This is a genomic window from Pseudomonas sp. GOM6 (assembly GCF_029537485.1).
Taxonomy (GTDB): Bacteria; Pseudomonadota; Gammaproteobacteria; order Pseudomonadales; family Pseudomonadaceae; genus Aquipseudomonas.
This window is the reverse complement of record NZ_JARPUS010000001.1, coordinates 338,629-350,634: the sequence shown is the minus strand read 5'-3', so window position 1 is coordinate 350,634 and position 12,006 is coordinate 338,629. Positions and strand designations below refer to the sequence as shown.

Annotated in this window: 14 protein-coding genes; 12 read left to right on the top strand and 2 right to left on the bottom strand. The window is 63.9% G+C overall.

Going from position 1 to position 12,006, the window contains the following annotated elements; translation table 11 throughout:
- From P7A97_RS01685 to P7A97_RS01635, 11 genes are all read left to right on the top strand, one after another.
- Window positions 1–591: a YggT family protein gene (locus tag P7A97_RS01685; RefSeq protein ID WP_277688188.1), complete on the top strand. Its 591-nt coding sequence runs from the start codon at window positions 1–3 to the stop codon at window positions 589–591.
- The gene (locus tag P7A97_RS01680; protein ID WP_277688187.1) at window positions 588–884 is read left to right on the top strand and encodes a DUF167 domain-containing protein; all 297 of its coding nucleotides are present in this window, start codon (window positions 588–590) and stop codon (window positions 882–884) included. Before P7A97_RS01685 ends, P7A97_RS01680 begins: the two co-directional genes overlap by 4 nt.
- A gap of 152 nt (window positions 885–1,036) precedes the next feature.
- Entirely contained in the window at window positions 1,037–3,025 is a 1,989-nt protein-coding gene (locus tag P7A97_RS01675; RefSeq protein WP_277688186.1) for a dynamin-like GTPase family protein, read from the top strand.
- Between the two features lie 99 nt (window positions 3,026–3,124).
- Window positions 3,125–4,264, top strand: a complete 1,140-nt coding sequence (locus P7A97_RS01670) for a homoserine O-acetyltransferase (protein ID WP_277688185.1) — start codon at window positions 3,125–3,127, stop codon at window positions 4,262–4,264.
- Between the two features lie 3 nt (window positions 4,265–4,267).
- The gene (metW, locus tag P7A97_RS01665) at window positions 4,268–4,888 is read left to right on the top strand and encodes a methionine biosynthesis protein MetW (protein ID WP_277688184.1); all 621 of its coding nucleotides are present in this window, start codon (window positions 4,268–4,270) and stop codon (window positions 4,886–4,888) included.
- A gap of 23 nt (window positions 4,889–4,911) precedes the next feature.
- The gene (locus tag P7A97_RS01660; RefSeq protein ID WP_277688183.1) at window positions 4,912–5,331 is read left to right on the top strand and encodes a DUF4426 domain-containing protein; all 420 of its coding nucleotides are present in this window, start codon (window positions 4,912–4,914) and stop codon (window positions 5,329–5,331) included.
- Between the two features lie 2 nt (window positions 5,332–5,333).
- On the top strand, window positions 5,334–5,927 hold the full coding sequence (gene rdgB / locus P7A97_RS01655) for an RdgB/HAM1 family non-canonical purine NTP pyrophosphatase (RefSeq protein WP_277688182.1): 594 nt from the start codon (window positions 5,334–5,336) through the stop codon (window positions 5,925–5,927).
- Window positions 5,924–7,084 (top strand): radical SAM family heme chaperone HemW, encoded by a 1,161-nt coding sequence (hemW, locus tag P7A97_RS01650; RefSeq protein ID WP_277688181.1) that lies wholly within the window; start codon window positions 5,924–5,926, stop codon window positions 7,082–7,084. The genes rdgB and hemW overlap by 4 nt, the downstream gene beginning before the upstream one ends.
- A 125-nt stretch (window positions 7,085–7,209) precedes the next feature.
- Complete coding sequence (locus tag P7A97_RS01645; RefSeq protein WP_277688180.1) at window positions 7,210–7,533, top strand: DUF3392 domain-containing protein; 324 nt, start codon at window positions 7,210–7,212, stop codon at window positions 7,531–7,533.
- Between the two features lie 33 nt (window positions 7,534–7,566).
- Window positions 7,567–7,821 carry a hypothetical protein gene (locus tag P7A97_RS01640; RefSeq protein ID WP_277688179.1) on the top strand — a complete coding sequence of 85 codons (255 nt, stop codon included), beginning with the start codon at window positions 7,567–7,569 and terminating at the stop codon, window positions 7,819–7,821.
- A 237-nt stretch (window positions 7,822–8,058) separates the two neighbouring features.
- A complete protein-coding gene (locus P7A97_RS01635) occupies window positions 8,059–8,460 on the top strand; it encodes a hypothetical protein (protein WP_277688178.1) in 402 nt (133 codons plus the stop codon).
- A gap of 60 nt (window positions 8,461–8,520) precedes the next feature.
- Here the strand turns inward: P7A97_RS01635 and P7A97_RS01630 are convergent, their stop codons facing one another.
- Together P7A97_RS01630 and hslO are read right to left on the bottom strand one after the other, a co-directional pair.
- Window positions 8,521–10,062, bottom strand: coding sequence for a phosphoenolpyruvate carboxykinase (locus P7A97_RS01630; protein ID WP_277688177.1), 1,542 nt, complete (start codon window positions 10,060–10,062; stop codon window positions 8,521–8,523).
- A 156-nt stretch (window positions 10,063–10,218) separates the two neighbouring features.
- Window positions 10,219–11,112 carry an Hsp33 family molecular chaperone HslO gene (gene hslO, locus P7A97_RS01625; RefSeq protein WP_277688176.1) on the bottom strand — a complete coding sequence of 298 codons (894 nt, stop codon included), beginning with the start codon at window positions 11,110–11,112 and terminating at the stop codon, window positions 10,219–10,221.
- 95 nt (window positions 11,113–11,207) lie between these two features.
- Between hslO and P7A97_RS01620 the strand changes: the two genes are divergently transcribed.
- The gene (locus P7A97_RS01620) at window positions 11,208–12,005 is read left to right on the top strand and encodes a phosphatase PAP2 family protein (protein WP_277688175.1); all 798 of its coding nucleotides are present in this window, start codon (window positions 11,208–11,210) and stop codon (window positions 12,003–12,005) included.
- Window position 12,006 lies beyond the last annotated feature (1 nt).

Genomic DNA, 12,006 nt, shown 5'->3' with positions numbered 1-12,006 from the left:
ATGAACGGACTGAACACCGCCGCCATCTATGTTCTGCAGACCCTCGGCAGCCTGTACCTGCTGATCGTCCTGCTGCGCTTCGTCCTGCAATTGGTACGTGCCGACTTCTACAACCCGCTCAGCCAGTTCGCGGTCAAGGCCACCCAGCCGCTGCTCAAACCGCTGCGGCGGATCATCCCCGGCTTCGGCGGTCTCGACCTGGCTTCTTTGCTGCTGGCCATCCTGGTGCAGCTGGCGATCATGGGTCTGACCCTGCTGTTGGCCTACGGTACCACCGGCAACCCGCTGCAACTGCTGGTCTGGGCGGTGATCGGGGTGACCTCGCTGTTCCTCAAGATCTTCTTCTTCGCGCTGATCATCAGCGTCATCCTGTCCTGGGTCGCACCGGGCAGCTACAACCCTGGCGCACAACTGGTCAACCAGATCTGCGAGCCGCTGCTGACGCCCATCCGCAAGATACTGCCGAGCCTCGGCGGCCTGGATATCTCGCCGATCTTCGCCTTTATCGCGATCAACCTGCTCGACATGCTGGTGGTGAAGAACCTGGCGGCCATGAGCCACATGCCGGCGGTACTCGGCCTGCTGATGTGAGCTGGTTCCGCTGGGACGGCGAGGACCTACTGCTCGACTGCCACCTGCAGCCCAAGGCGAGCAAGGACGAGTTCGCCGGGCTGCACGGCGGACGGCTGAAGATTCGCCTGACCGCGCCCCCGCTGGAAGGCAAGGCCAACGCCCATCTGCTGGCATTCATCGGCAAGGCGTTCGGCGTCGCCAAGAGCCAGGTTCACCTGGAAAGCGGCGAGCTGAACCGACAGAAGCGCGTGCGTATCCAGGCGCCACGCCAGCTGCCACCCCTGCCAGGACTGACCGCTCGGTCGCCTTGATCAGCCACCGGGCAGGAGTTGTGAACCAGCGCAATTGACGCCCGCCCATGCCTCCGCATAATGCAGTCATCTTCGGCAAAGCTCCGGGTATATTGCAGAGCCCTGCCAGAAACTCCGCCCAAGCAGGATGCGCCACCCAGAGGAGCGCCAGGATGAGCATGGAACGTCTCAGTCAGCAGGTTGATGCCTACGTCGGCTGGAAGCGCGAGTTGATGCGCGAGATTACGCGCTACCGCAGCTGGCTGGCGCACAACCGCCTCGGCTCGGACGCCATGGATGCGCGCCTGGAGCGCGCCCTCAAACTGCTGCGCACCGACCACATCACCCTGGCCTTCGTCGGCGAGTTTTCTCGCGGCAAGACCGAGCTGATCAACAGCCTGTTCTTCTCCGAGTACGGACAACGCATGCTGCCGTCCCAGGCTGGGCGTACCACCATGTGTCCAACCGAGCTGTTCTTCGACCCGCGCTCGGAACGCTCCTATATCCGCCTGTTGCCCATCGAAACCCGCATGACCGACGCCAGCGTGGCGCAGTTCAAGCGTATTCCCCGGCACTGGGTGAACATTCCACTGGACCCCAGCGACCCAAACAATATGGCCCTGGCCTTCGCCCAGGTCGCGAAAACCAAACCGATGGCGGTGGAACAGGCGATCCAGCTCGGTTTCCTACCGGAAATGCTGGAAGCGACCGGCAAGCCAGGCCAGGTACTGGTGCCGGCCTGGCGCCATGCCATGGTCAACTTCGACCATCCGCTGCTGCGTCAAGGCCTGCGTATTCTCGACACCCCTGGCCTCAACGCCCTGGGCAGCGAGCCGGAGCTGACCCTGTCGATGCTGCCCAGTGCCCAGGCGATCATCTTCCTGCTGTCCGCCGACACCGGCGTCACCGCCAGCGACATGGCCATCTGGCAGGAACATATCCGCCAGCTGGACGAAGATACCCAGGCCAGCCTGTTCGCCGTACTGAACAAGATCGACGTGCTGTGGGATGACTTGGCCGGCGAGGAATACGTGCAGAAGGCCATCGGCCTGGTGCAGAACACCACCGCCAAGCAGCTGGGCATCCCCGCCGCCAGCGTGCTGCCGCTGTCCGCCAAGCAGGCCCTGATTGCCAAGGTGCGCCAGGACGATGCTCTGCTCAACCGCAGCCAACTGGCCAATCTGGAAAACCTGCTGTGCGAGCGCATCGTCGCGCAGAAGGAGCGCCTGCTCGAAGACCGCGTGGTCAATCAGGTGCTGGCCCTGCTCAACAACAGCCAGCACGTGCTAAGCCTGCGTCTGGAAAAAGTGCGCGAGCAGCAGCACCTGCTCACCACGCACCAGCACGACAATGGCCAACTGCTGTTCGAGCTGACCGCCAAGACCAAGGAAGACCACAGCCAGCACCACAAGCGCCTGCTCGGTCTGAAGACCAACCAACGCCTGCTGCGCCGCCAGGGCGAGTTGCTGCGTGCGGCCGTGCGCCCGGAACGCCTGGAGCAGCATCTGGCTCAGGTACGCCAGGGCCTAGCCGGCAGCTGGACCACCCTGGGCATCAATCAGGCCATCGTGCAGTTCTTCCGCAGTGTCGGCCACGACCTGAGCAACCTGGCCCAGGAAGCCGAGATGGCCAACAAGATGGTCGCCGCCATCTACCGCCGGCACAACGAAGAAAACCCGCTGCACGGCGTGGATGCACCGCAATTCAACAGTCAGCGCTACCTGCGTGAGCTCAAGCAACTGCGCGAGAAGGCCGACCAGTTCCGCCTGCACCTGAAGACCCTGCTCACCGAACAGCGCAGCCTGACCCGGCGCTTCTTCGCCACCCTGGTGCAGGAGGTCATCGGCCTGCACCAGCGCCTGCGCAACGACGCCGAACAATGGGCCAGCGACGCGCTGATGCCGCTGATGCAGCACACCCTGGAGCACAAGCAGTTGCTGGAAACCCACATGCTGCGGCTCAAGGCCCTGGCCCAGGAGACCCAGCAGGCGCGCCAGCGCGGCCAGCAGCTGGCCAGCTATACCGCGCAACTGGAAACCCAGCTGGCCCAGGCCAACGAGATGCTCCGCGCGCTGCGTCGACCGGCACCGATCCAGCGCCAGGGCAAGGTGGTCAGCCTGCCTACCGCAATCCGTCCACAGAGCGCCTCTGAGCAGGCCTGAAAGCCTCTAGATTCAGGCACTTGCCCACGGCCTCCGGTGCTTGCTGCCGGGGGCCGTGCTCTTTAGACTGCTGCTCTTCTTCGAACGAGAGCAGGCTCGATGCCGACTGTTTTCCCCGCCGACTCCGTTGGCCTGGTCACGCCCCAGACCGCGCACTTCGACGAGCCGCTAGCCCTGGTTTGCGGCCGCAGCCTGGCCCACTACCAGCTGGTCTACGAAACCTATGGCACGCTCAACGCCACGGCCAGCAACGCCGTGCTGATCTGCCATGCGCTCTCCGGCCACCACCATGCCGCCGGCTACCACAGCACCGATGATCGCAAACCGGGCTGGTGGGACAGCTGCATCGGCCCCGGCAAGCCAATCGACACCGACCAATTCTTCGTCGTCAGCCTCAACAACCTCGGCGGCTGCAACGGCAGCACCGGCCCCTCCAGCCTCAACCCGGCCAGCGGCAAACCCTATGGCGCCGACTTCCCGGTAATGACGGTAGAAGACTGGGTGCACAGCCAGGCACGCCTGGCCGACCGGCTCGGCATTCAGCAGTGGGCGGCGGTCGTGGGGGGCAGCCTCGGCGGCATGCAGGCCCTGCAGTGGACCATCAGCTACCCCGAGCGCGTGCGCCACTGCCTGTGCATCGCCTCGGCGCCCAAGCTGTCGGCGCAAAACATCGCCTTCAACGAGGTGGCGCGCCAGGCCATCCTCACCGATCCGGAGTTCCACGGCGGTCACTTCCAGGAGCACGGCGTGATTCCCAAGCGCGGCCTGATGCTGGCGCGCATGGTCGGGCACATCACCTACCTGTCGGATGACGCCATGGGCGAGAAATTCGGCCGCGAACTGAAGACCGACAAGCTCAACTACGACTTCCACAGTGTCGAGTTCCAGGTCGAGAGCTACCTGCGCTACCAGGGCGAGGAGTTCTCCGGGCGCTTCGACGCCAACACCTACGTGCTGATGACCAAAGCCCTGGACTACTTCGACCCAGCCGCCGCATACGGCGACGATCTGGCCAAGACGCTGGCCGGGGTGAAGGCGGACTTCTGCCTGATGTCCTTCACCACCGATTGGCGCTTCTCGCCGGCACGCTCGCGGGAAATCGTCGACGCCCTGCTCAGCGCGAAGAAGAACGTCTGCTACCTGGAAATCGATGCACCGCAGGGCCACGACGCCTTCCTCATGCCGATCCCGCGCTATCTGCAGGGGTTTAGCGCCTATATGAACCGGATCGAGGTGTAAGTCATGCGTGCGGATCTGGAAATCATCCAGGAATGGATCCCGGAGGGCAGCCAGGTGCTTGACCTCGGCTGCGGTGACGGCGAACTGCTGGCGCACCTGCGCGAGCACAAGCAGGTGGGCGGCTATGGGCTGGAAATCGATCCGGACAAAATCGCCACCTGCATCAGTCGCGGCGTCAACGTGATCGAGCAGAACCTCGACGAAGGCCTGGGCAACTTCGCCGACAACAGCTTCGACGTGGTGGTGATGACCCAGTCGCTGCAAGCCCTGAAGTACCCGGACAGGGTACTGGCCGAGATGCTGCGCGTGGGCAAGACCTGCATCATCACCTTCCCCAACTTCGGCCACTGGCGCTGCCGCTGGTACCTGACCACCAAAGGCCGCATGCCGGTATCCGACTTCCTGCCCTACACCTGGTACAACACGCCGAACATCCACTTCTGTACCTTCGAGGATTTCGAGCGCCTGTGCCTGCAGCAGGGGGCAAAGGTGGAAGCACGTCTGGCGGTGGATCACGCCCACCGGCACAACCTGGGCAGCCGACTCTGGCCTAATCTGTTAGGTGAAATCGGCATCTATCGCGTCAGCGGGGCCGGCCTGGCCGATGGCCGCGCAGCCGTCTAACCCCGACGCACCGGAGGACTCTCATGCAACGCTTCGTATCTCTCGTGTTCTGCCTGCTACTCGCCCTGCCTGCCGTTGCCGAGCGCAAACAGACCTTCGGCGAGCTGGACGTGCACTACAGCACCTTCAACTCCAGCTTCCTGCAACCGGATATCGCCGCGGCCGTGGGTCTGACCCGCAGCAAGACCATCGGCGTGCTCAACATCGCCGCGCTCAAGGACGGCAAAGGCCAGCCGGCCAAGGTCAGCGGCAGCGTGAAGAACCTGCTGGGCCAGACCAGCCCTCTGCAGTTCAAGCAAGTGCTGGAAAGCGGCGCCGTGTACTACCTGGCCGAATTCCCCCTGCGCCAGCGCGAAGTGCTGACCTTCAGCATTCAAGTACAGGTCGGTGACAGCGCCCCCAATACCCTTACCTTCAACCAGGAAGTGTTTCCGGACGAATGACCATGCCCTTCACAGAACTGGTACTGGCCAGCCACAACGCCGGCAAACTCAAGGAACTGCAAGCCATGCTCGGCGAGCATGTGCGCGTGCGCTCGATTGGCGAGTTCTCCAGCGTCGAACCGGATGAAACCGGCCTGTCCTTCGTCGAGAACGCCATTCTCAAGGCACGCAACGCCGCGCGCATTTCCGGCCTGCCGGCACTGGCTGACGACTCCGGCCTGGCCGTGGACTGCCTCGGCGGTGCCCCCGGCATCTACTCGGCGCGCTATGCCGATGGCCAGGGTGACGCCGCCAACAACGCCAAGCTGCTGGAAGCGCTGAAGGATGTGCCAGATGCCGAGCGCGGCGCCCAGTTCGTCTGCGCACTGGCCCTGGTGCGGCATGCCGACGACCCACTGCCGATCCTCTGCGAAGGCCTGTGGCCAGGCAGCATCCTGCGCGAAGCACGTGGCGCCGAAGGCTTCGGCTATGACCCGCTGTTCTGGGTGCCCGAGCGTCAATGCTCCAGCGCCGAACTGGCCAGTGACGAAAAGAACCGCATCAGCCACCGCGCCCGCGCCATGGCCCTGCTCAAGCAGCGCCTGGGGCTCGCATGAACACACCCGCCGGCGGTGGCTTCCAGCTGCCGCCCCTTGCGCTGTACATCCACATCCCGTGGTGCGTGCGCAAATGCCCCTACTGCGACTTCAACTCCCACGCCGCAGGCCCGAGCCTGCCGGAAGAGGAGTACGTCGACGCCCTGCTGGCCGACCTCGACGCCGATCAGGCACACGCCCACGGTCGTGAGCTGACCTCGATCTTCTTTGGCGGCGGCACGCCCAGCCTGTTCTCGGCCAAGGCCCTCGGCCGCCTGCTCGAAGGCGTACAGCGCCGCGTGCCATTCGCCAGTGATATCGAGATCACCCTGGAGGCCAATCCCGGCACCTTCGAGCAGGCCAAGTTTCGCGACTACCGCAGCCTCGGCATCAATCGCCTGTCGATTGGCGTGCAGAGTTTTCAGGAGGCCAAGCTCAAGGCTCTTGGCCGCATCCACAATGGTGACGAAGCAATCCGCGCCGCCGACATGGCGCGCGCCGCCGGCTTCGACAACTTCAACCTCGACCTGATGCATGGCCTGCCCGAGCAGAGCATCGCGGATGCGCTGTACGACCTGCGCACCGCCATCGCCCAGGGCCCGACGCACCTGTCCTGGTATCAGCTGACCATGGAGCCGAACACGGTGTTCTGGAGCCAGCCGCCCGAGCTGCCCGAGGACGACCAGCTTTGGGACATCCAGGAAGCCGGCCAGGCCCTGCTCGCCGCCGAAGGCTATGCGCAATACGAAGTCTCCGCCTACGCCCAGCCAGGCAAGGCGGCGCGACACAACCTCAACTACTGGACCTTCGGCGACTTCCTCGGCATCGGCGCCGGCGCCCACGCCAAGCTGAGCAGCCCTCATGGGCGTATCGCGCGCACCTGGAAGACCCGCCTGCCCAAGGACTACCTGGACAGCGGCAAATCCTTCCAGGCCGGCGAGCGGCTTCTGGATGCCGAAGAACTGCCCTTCGAGTTCCTGATGAACGTGCTACGCCTGACCGAGGGCGTGCCCGCCGCACTGTTCGAGCAGCGCACCGGCCTGCCACTGGAAAGCCTCGTCGATGCACGGCGCGAGGCCGAGGCGCGCCAGCTGCTGCTAGGCGACCCGCAACGCCTGGTCGCCACCCGCGAAGGCCAGTTGTTCCTCAACGACCTGCTGCAGCACTTCCTGCCCTGAGCCCCGCTCGCAAATGGAACCGTGCGACCGTTTGGCGAGCCGAAGGCCTGGCTCTTGCGCCTACCGCAGCCCGACCGACAGACGGTAAACTGCCGGCACCTCCATAATCACAACAAGGACACCCGATGGATCTCGTACTCGACCTGATCGCCACCCTCTCGCGCTGGTGCCGCGGCAACCTGTACGACATCTCCCTGGCCATCATGGCCACCCTCTTCGTGCTGTTCGGCCCGGGTATCAACGCCTGGGTTCAGCGCTCCATCAGCAGCCTGAACTTCATTCTGCGCACCCTGATCTTCGTACTGGTCTGCGCCATCGGCTATGGCCTGGCCATCGTCTTCCTGACGCCCTGGCTGGCCAAAGGCCTGGGCTACTTCAACAATTTCACCCTGTCGCCGGTACTGCTACTAGTCTTTTTCCTGATCGGCGTGCTGGCCGACCGCAACTAGGGACGCCCACGGGGCGCCCTTACAGGAGCCCCCATGAAGCCACTGAAGAACCTGTACCTGTATTTCCAGGATGGCCAACGCCTGGCATTGCGCTTCCCAAAGCAGAGTGAAGATCCGGTCGATGTCGCCCGAAGCTTGCGTAAACAGCTCGAATCGCCTTTTCTAAGCATCGAGGTGGACGGTGATCTGCTACTGATTCCACGTGAAAGCATCAAATACCTGCAGATCTGTCCGATGCCCGCCGCCCTGCCTGAACCAACGATTTTGGGCGCCGAGGTAATCGACTGAAGCCGCCAGCAGTCCTCCATTGACCATTTGGGAGACCGCCATGAAACGCTTCGCACCACTCTTGCTGATTCTTGCCAGCCTGTTCCACCCAGGCGCCCTGGCAGACACCATCGACGCTCACGAGCGCCTTATGACCCCTGACGGCTCCTGAGCCCTGGCGAGCCTATCGCCAATCAATCTAATGCCACCCTGTGCCCTGGATTAAAGTGAAACAAGGCAACCACAGGGAGAGCACCGATGCAGGTAACCGGCAACAGCGGCAATCTGCCCCTCTCGACCCAGGTCATCAACAAGTACGGCCCGGCCAGCCCCGAACAGGTGAACAAGGCCGTGGACGCTGCTTCCGACCGAGTCAGCGAGCGCCAGGAAAGCCGCGAACTGAGCCAGGCCGCCCAGCGCGATGCCGCGACACGCATCTACAGCGCCAACACCCAGCAACGGCAGATCGAAACCTATCTGGCAGTCGCCAGCGAAGGCGAAGTCGATAGCCGGCCGAGTCCGTTGGAGACCGCGACGCAGCTGCGTGAAGCACAACAGCGCAACGACCGGGCACAGAACATCGCAGACATAGCCAGCCGCCCCGAGCGGCCTGAGACCGATCCGGCCAAGCCGGAGCCCTACGCTGCAACCCGTGCCTGATCGCCTGTCGACAGCGCACAAAAAAGCCGCCCGAGGGCGGCTTTTTCATTGGCCTTGAGCTTACAGCTGCGGGCCGGCGTTGCGGATGGCATCAGACACATCGAACTTCTTGAAGTTGTCGATGAACTGCTGAGCCAGGCCCTTGGCGGCTTCGTCGTAGGCGTTGCCGTCGGCCCAGGTGTTGCGCGGGTTGAGCAGATTGGTTTCGACGCCCGGAACGGCCTTCGGCACGCTCAGGTTGATGATCGGCAGCTGCTCGGTCTCGGCACCCACCAGAGCACCGCTCTGGATGGCAGCGATCACGCCACGGGTGGTCGGGATGTTGAAGCGCTTGCCAACGCCGTAGCCACCGCCGGTCCAGCCGGTGTTGACCAGGTAGACCTTGGAGTTGAAGCCGCGGATACGCTTGATCAGCAGTTCGGCGTACTCGCCAGCCGGACGTGGGAAGAACGGCGCGCCGAAGCAGGTGGAGAAGGTCGACTTGATGCCGCCGCCGCTGCCCATCTCGGTGGAACCGACCAGCGCGGTGTAGCCGGAGAGGAAGTGGTAAGCCGCCTGCTCTTCGCTGAGGATCGACACCGGCGGCAGTACGCCGGTCAGGTCGCAGGTCAGGAAGATCACGGCATTCGGCTCGCCACCAAGGTTCTTCTCGGAGCGCTTCTCGACCAGCTCCAGCGGGTAGGCCGCGCGGCTGTTCTGGGTCAGGCTGTCGTCGGCGTAGTTCGGTACGCGGTTCTCGTCGAGTACCACGTTCTCCAGCACGGCACCGAACTGGATGGCTTTCCAGATCACCGGCTCGTTCTTCTCGGACAGGTCGATGCACTTGGCATAGCAACCGCCCTCGATATTGAACACCACGCCCTCGCCCCAGCCGTGCTCGTCGTCGCCGATCAGGTAGCGGCTCGGGTCGGCGGACAGGGTGGTCTTGCCGGTGCCGGACAGACCGAAGAACAGGGTCACGTCGCCCTCTTCGCCGATGTTGGCGGCGCAGTGCATCGGCAGCACGTCGGCTTCCGGCAGCAGGAAGTTCTGCACGGAGAACATGGCTTTCTTCATCTCACCGGCGTAGCGCATACCGGCCAGCAGCACCTTCTTCTGGGCGAAGTTGATGATCACGCAGCCGTCGGAGTTGGTGCCGTCGCGCTCGGGTACGCACTCGAAGTTGGCGACATTGAGGATCTGCCACTCGGCCTTGGCGCCCGGGTTGTAGGTTTCCGGGTTGATGAACAGGCAGCGGCCGAACAGGTTCTGCCAGGCGGTCTGGGTGGTCATCTTGACCGGCAGGTAGTGGGCCTCGGCGGAACCGACATGCACGTGGGAAACGAAGTGTTCCTGGGCATTGTTGAAGGCCTCGACGCGATCCCACAGGGCATCGAACTTGTCGGCCGGGAACGGACGGTTGATCGCGCCCCAGGCGATCTTCGACTCGGTGCTGGGCTCCTGCACGATGAAGCGATCAGCAGGCGAACGGCCGGTACGGTGGCCGGTGCGAACCACCAGAGAGCCGTTGGCGGCCAGCTCACCCTCGCCACGGCGAATGGCCTCTTCGACCAGTTGGGCAGCGCTGATATCGGTGTAAACGGCGGTATTGGCTTGCGTCATGAGGATCCCCGTCGGCCGCGGCCGAGTCTTCCAAACTTGTGTAGTGGGTCAGAAACTTCACTACAGCGATAAAAAAGTCGCGGGAGTATGCCAGAAAAGCTCTTTCCTTGGCAGCCTCTTGTCCGCTATGGCTTTCAATAGAGTTCGGCTATCGAACTAGTGGCGAGTTCCCGAAGGCGCTTCGCTGCCACCACCGGCGAACAGCTGGGCCACATCGGCCGCGTCGAAGGCGTAGCGCTGGTTGCAGAACTGGCAATCGATCACCACCTGGCCATCATGCTCCTCCAGCAACGCCTGCGCATCCACTTCACCCAGGCTGATCAGGGCGCGCGAGGAGCGCTCGCGCGAGCAGCTGCAGCGGAAGCACAGCGCCTGCGGCTCGAACAGGCGCACCGCCTCCTGATGGTACAGGCGATGCAGCACCGTCTCGTTGTCCAGGCCCAGCAGCTCCTCGGCGGACAGCGTGTCGGCCAGGGTCAGCACATGCTGCCAGCTGGCCTCGCGCTCCTCCGGCTCACGCAGCCGTTCGGCCGGCAACTGCTGCAGCAACAGGCCGCGGGCACGCTGCCCATCGGCGTGCAGCCAGAAACGGGTGGCCAGCTGCTCCGAGGTAGCGAAGTAGTTGGACAGGCATTCAGCCAGGCTCGCCCCCTCCAGATCGACAATACCCTGGTAGCGCTGCCCCTGGCGCGGATCGATGGTGATGGCCAGCACGCCGTCCGGCATCAGCTCGCGCAAACCGGCATCGGCAGCGACCTGCTCGGAGTGGTAGCGGGCAATGCCGCGCACCTCGCGCTCGCTGGAGCACTCGATCATCAGCAGCGGAACCGCGCCGGAAGAGCGCACCTGCAGAATCAGCAGGCCATCGAACTTGAGGGTACCGACCAGCAACGAGGCGGCAGCCAGCATTTCGCCCAGCAATTGGGCCACCGGTTGCGGATAGGGGTGCTTGGCCAGCACATGCTGGTAGCTCTCGCCGAGACTGGCCAGTTCACCGCGCACATCGGTGTCGTCGAACAGAAAACGCTGGGTGTGATCAAGGTCGTGCATTGGACTGCCGCTTATCAGGGAATGATGACATTTCGATGGCAGCGACTTATAAAACGCGCCGCTGAGTGTGCCACGAAACAAAGGAGATGGATTTTATGGACAAAGACATGCGCATCCAAGCGGCCTGGCGATGGCCGGCACTGATCGGCCTCAATCTGCTGGGCTTCGCCCTGCTGCTCAGCTGGCAGCTGCCCGCGACTCGCGCCCTGTGGGACGCGGCCAATCTCTGGGTATTCCAAAGCCTCAACGGTACGCTCAACCAGCATCCGCTATGGGACTGGCTATGGGCGCTGACCAGCATCCGCCTGTGCGACATCCTCGTCGCCGCGCTGATGCTGACCCTGCTGATCCACCCGCGCTGGGTGTTCCGCCCCCAGGAACTGCGCCCAGCCTTCCTGCACTTTCTCGCCTTGCTCGCTGTCCTGGTGGTCGTCCGCGTGCTGTTCACCAAGCTGGCGATAGCGCTTGGCTGGCAACACGCCAGCGCCTCCGTACAGGTATCCGGCGCCATTCGCCTGAGCGAGTCGTTTCCCGGCCTGGAGCGCGTTTTCGAGCTGAAGGACCGCTCCAGTCGCAGCTTCCCCGGCGATCACGCCTCGGTCCTGCTGCTCTGGGGCCTGTTCATGCTGCAATTCGCTCGTGGCTGGAAGCTGCTGACCAGCATCGGCCTGGTGCTGTTCTTCATGCTGCCGCGCCTGGTCACCGGCGCCCATTGGCTGGTGGACGTGGCCGTAGGCGGCGTGTTCATCGCGCTGATCAGCTTCGCCTGGGCTTACTGCACACCACTGGCCGGATGGATCGCTGCCGGCCTGGAGCGTCTGTGCCAGCCCCTGCTGCCGCTGCTGCAGAAACTGCCCGTGGTGGGACGCCTCGGCGTATTGCGTAGCCGCTGAC

Coding starts and splice junctions, on each gene's coding strand:
- rdgB (WP_277688182.1), top strand. CDS start 5,334: ATGCCCTTCACAGAACTGGTACTGGCCAGCCACAACGCCGGCAAACTC.
- metW (WP_277688184.1), top strand. CDS start 4,268: ATGCGTGCGGATCTGGAAATCATCCAGGAATGGATCCCGGAGGGCAGC.
- P7A97_RS01660 (WP_277688183.1), top strand. CDS start 4,912: ATGCAACGCTTCGTATCTCTCGTGTTCTGCCTGCTACTCGCCCTGCCT.
- hslO (WP_277688176.1), bottom strand. CDS start 11,112: ATGCACGACCTTGATCACACCCAGCGTTTTCTGTTCGACGACACCGAT.
- P7A97_RS01635 (WP_277688178.1), top strand. CDS start 8,059: ATGCAGGTAACCGGCAACAGCGGCAATCTGCCCCTCTCGACCCAGGTC.
- P7A97_RS01640 (WP_277688179.1), top strand. CDS start 7,567: ATGAAGCCACTGAAGAACCTGTACCTGTATTTCCAGGATGGCCAACGC.
- P7A97_RS01645 (WP_277688180.1), top strand. CDS start 7,210: ATGGATCTCGTACTCGACCTGATCGCCACCCTCTCGCGCTGGTGCCGC.
- P7A97_RS01685 (WP_277688188.1), top strand. CDS start 1: ATGAACGGACTGAACACCGCCGCCATCTATGTTCTGCAGACCCTCGGC.
- P7A97_RS01620 (WP_277688175.1), top strand. CDS start 11,208: ATGGACAAAGACATGCGCATCCAAGCGGCCTGGCGATGGCCGGCACTG.
- hemW (WP_277688181.1), top strand. CDS start 5,924: ATGAACACACCCGCCGGCGGTGGCTTCCAGCTGCCGCCCCTTGCGCTG.
- P7A97_RS01675 (WP_277688186.1), top strand. CDS start 1,037: ATGAGCATGGAACGTCTCAGTCAGCAGGTTGATGCCTACGTCGGCTGG.
- P7A97_RS01630 (WP_277688177.1), bottom strand. CDS start 10,062: ATGACGCAAGCCAATACCGCCGTTTACACCGATATCAGCGCTGCCCAA.
- P7A97_RS01670 (WP_277688185.1), top strand. CDS start 3,125: ATGCCGACTGTTTTCCCCGCCGACTCCGTTGGCCTGGTCACGCCCCAG.